The 2,832-nt window shown below is 47.2% G+C and carries 5 protein-coding genes; 1 reads left to right on the top strand and 4 read right to left on the bottom strand.

Going from position 1 to position 2,832, the window contains the following annotated elements; genetic code table 11:
- From J5224_RS24600 to J5224_RS24585, 4 genes are all read right to left on the bottom strand, one after another.
- Positions 1–210: hypothetical protein (locus J5224_RS24600; RefSeq protein ID WP_413544718.1), on the bottom strand; the 210-nt coding region annotated here is incomplete at its 3' end.
- A complete protein-coding gene (locus J5224_RS24595) occupies positions 207–788 on the bottom strand; it encodes an MFS transporter (RefSeq protein ID WP_264627846.1) in 582 nt (193 codons plus the stop codon). The genes J5224_RS24595 and J5224_RS24600, both read right to left, overlap by 4 nt.
- 10 nt (positions 789–798) lie before the next feature.
- Positions 799–1,452: a 4-carboxy-4-hydroxy-2-oxoadipate aldolase/oxaloacetate decarboxylase gene (locus J5224_RS24590; RefSeq protein WP_264627845.1), complete on the bottom strand. Its 654-nt coding sequence runs from the start codon at positions 1,450–1,452 to the stop codon at positions 799–801.
- A gap of 13 nt (positions 1,453–1,465) precedes the next feature.
- Positions 1,466–2,128 carry an RraA family protein gene (locus tag J5224_RS24585; protein WP_264627844.1) on the bottom strand — a complete coding sequence of 221 codons (663 nt, stop codon included), beginning with the start codon at positions 2,126–2,128 and terminating at the stop codon, positions 1,466–1,468.
- A 342-nt stretch (positions 2,129–2,470) separates the two neighbouring features.
- Between J5224_RS24585 and J5224_RS24580 the strand changes: the two genes are divergently transcribed.
- A partial coding sequence (locus J5224_RS24580) for an aminopeptidase P family N-terminal domain-containing protein (protein ID WP_264627843.1) occupies positions 2,471–2,832 on the top strand: 362 nt, incomplete at its 3' end.

Raw genomic sequence — 2,832 nt, 5'->3', positions numbered from 1 at the left:
GCCCAGACCGCAACCAAACACATTCCATGAGCGATACACTTGCTGGGTTGTGGTTACTTTAGGGGTATTGCGCACCCGAATAAACCTGTCCAGGTAAGGTATCCGTTTGTAGACTTTCTTCTCCTGAACCTGCGCCGCCGTCCGCTTTTCATTGATGATGTCGACTTCCTGTTGGTTGACGAAGCTGGACTCAGAGGGCTTGTCCTTCACAAACAGGAACCACATAACCGGCAGGAGCAGTCCCGGAAGGGCAAAGAACAAAAAAACCTCTTTCCATCCCCAATGCAGGATAATAAACGAACCATCGGCGTTATCACGGGGCCAAGCTTGATAGAAGAAAGAAAAATGCCGGAGGCGATGCCTTTTTCTTTCGACGGAAACCAGTTGTTAATGGTGGAGGTTACGCCAATAGGCAGTGGGCCTTCAGCAATACCTAACAACACCCGGCACAATTTAAGTTGCACAATAGACCCGGCAAATCCCGTCAGGGCCGTCGCGATGGAGGTCAGAACCATGGATGACGTGAAGACTTTCCTCACACCAAAACGCGTAATCAACCAGGCCGAAGGGATCTGGATAAAGGCATAGGCCAACAGAAACAGGCTGACAAGCGCACCGGCTTCCGCATTCGTCATGGTAAATTCTTTTCTGATAAACGGTAGTGCTACCCCCAGATTGGCCCTGTCTGCTGCTGCAATGGTATAAATCAGGAAAAATAAGAAGGCGACCCACCACCGATGATGGGTCGGTTTAACCCCTGATGCCGCCTGTTCTATATTCAGACTCATTTTCAAAACCTCATTTTAAGTCGAGAGAATCAAAGACGCGGTTCAGCTGCATCAATTCCGCTGTTGTCGCACCCTTGATAATTTTATTTTTATAGTTATTTTCTTTTTCCTCTCTCGCGTCGGAGAGTTTAATAACGTTATCAACCTGTTCGCGTTCGATGACGACCAGACCATCCGAATCGCCGACCACGATATCACCGGAACGGATAATACAGTCACCAATAATCAATGTTCCATTGAACGTGCCTGGTTGTTTTTTCTCCGTTCCTCGAATAGAGATCCCTCGGGCAAAGACAGGAAAACCAGATTCGATAATCGCATCACTGTCCCTTACCGCGCCATTAACTACCAGTCCCGCCAGACCAATATGCTGTGCTTGTGTTGTCAGCACATCCCCCCAAATACCAGCAGCCGTAAAACCATCACAATTAATAACCAGTACATCACCTTTCTTTGCATGCATTAAGGCGTAATGCACCATCAGGTTATCACCGGGACGCATGTGTAACGTTAAGGCAGGCCCCGCCATTTTCATGCCGCGAGCCAGGGGTTTTATGGCTTCAGACAATGCCCCAACAGCCCCTTGTGCTTCATAAACGGTTGCGCTTCCCAGTCGAATTAAATGTTCGACAACGGCGTCAGTCAGCGTATTTTCATTTTTCACGATATGGCCTTATTTATAAAGAGGGATTGCGTTGTAACAGGTGGTAATTATGCTTCTTTCTGGCGGCGGAAATAGACATTCCTGCCAGAGCATCCTGAACAATGCGCTCTTCGATGGCTTTCATTTCCAAAGCGCGATCAATTACCCGAGCAATATGTTTTTTACCAATCACTACCGCACCATCAATATCGGCCACCATCAGGTCTCCGTGATTCACTAATACACCACAGATATTAACGGCACCGGTTACTGCGGCAACCTGAACCCTGTCTTTGCCTGTACGCATATAATGACCGCAGGCATAGATCGGGTAATGTGCATTTATCGCCTCATCGGTATCGCGGCTTACACCATTAATAATGGTTCCGGCAATACCTTTAGCTGCCGCCACCTGACTTAAAATGCCGCCCCATACGGTACAATCCTGTCGGCCTGCATTATCAATAACAATGACATCGCCCTTCTCAACCTGATCGATATAATCTCCAACCGAGCCTGGATTATCAGGATCGACGGGAACATAACGGACTGTCCAGGCCCATCCTGCTATTTTTTGATTTCCCGTAATCGCCTTCAAACCCAGCAATGTCCCAGGCAAAGAAAAGAAATCAAGCGCATCAGCAAGTTCCGGAGTCGTCAGCGTTTTGGCCTTTGCTAAATATTCAACATCATTCATTGCGAACCTCTAAATAAAAAAACATTTCGCCATAAATATCCAAAATAGCCGCACAAGCCGCAACGGTGCATTGCTGAATCTAAGTTCAGAAAAAATGAATCTGGTTAATAAATAAATATCCCGCCCTCTGTAAAAACAAATTAAAACCATAAAATTCATAACATTAAAATAATTTGATTATATAAAAATAATTTAAATCCTCGATAGCGATAACCAAAATGTGATCCGCCGAAAAATCTTTATTATCGTCAGGCTCGACACCGCGTGATGAGGTCAGGTTAGGTTATAATTCGTTCATACGATCAGAGGCAGCAACCTTTCCCCCGTTATTCAGAGGCGATCATGACAGTGAATGAACCGGAATCATACACACTGCAAGCCATTCCTCAGCCGGAAACCTATGCCAGTGTGCAGAGCACTCCGCTTAGTGATGAAACTCAGCGAGAACGCCTACAGCGCGTCTTACGCGCCATGCGTCAGCAGGGTCTTGATGCATTGATTATCTATGCCGATAAAGAGCATGGGGGCAATTTCGAATATCTGAGTGGGTTTATTCCCCGCTTCGAAGAGGCGCTGCTGATCGTCGCAAATAATGGTGCCGCGACCTATATCATGGGGAATGAAAACCTCAAGCTGGTGCCTCACGCCCGACTGCCCGGCACCGTGTTGCACGCGCCCTGCTTCTCGCTGCCCGACCAGCCAAT

The sequence above is a fragment of the Candidatus Symbiopectobacterium sp. NZEC135 genome (genome assembly GCF_025962695.1).
The sequence above is the reverse complement of the archived record's forward strand: the minus strand, read 5'-3'. Positions and strand labels throughout refer to the sequence as shown.

Bases quoted from the DNA above. Each gene is read 5' to 3' on its own strand.
- J5224_RS24595 (WP_264627846.1), bottom strand. From the start codon at position 788: ATGAGTCTGAATATAGAACAGGCGGCATCAGGGGTTAAACCGACCCAT.
- J5224_RS24585 (WP_264627844.1), bottom strand. From the start codon at position 2,128: ATGAATGATGTTGAATATTTAGCAAAGGCCAAAACGCTGACGACTCCG.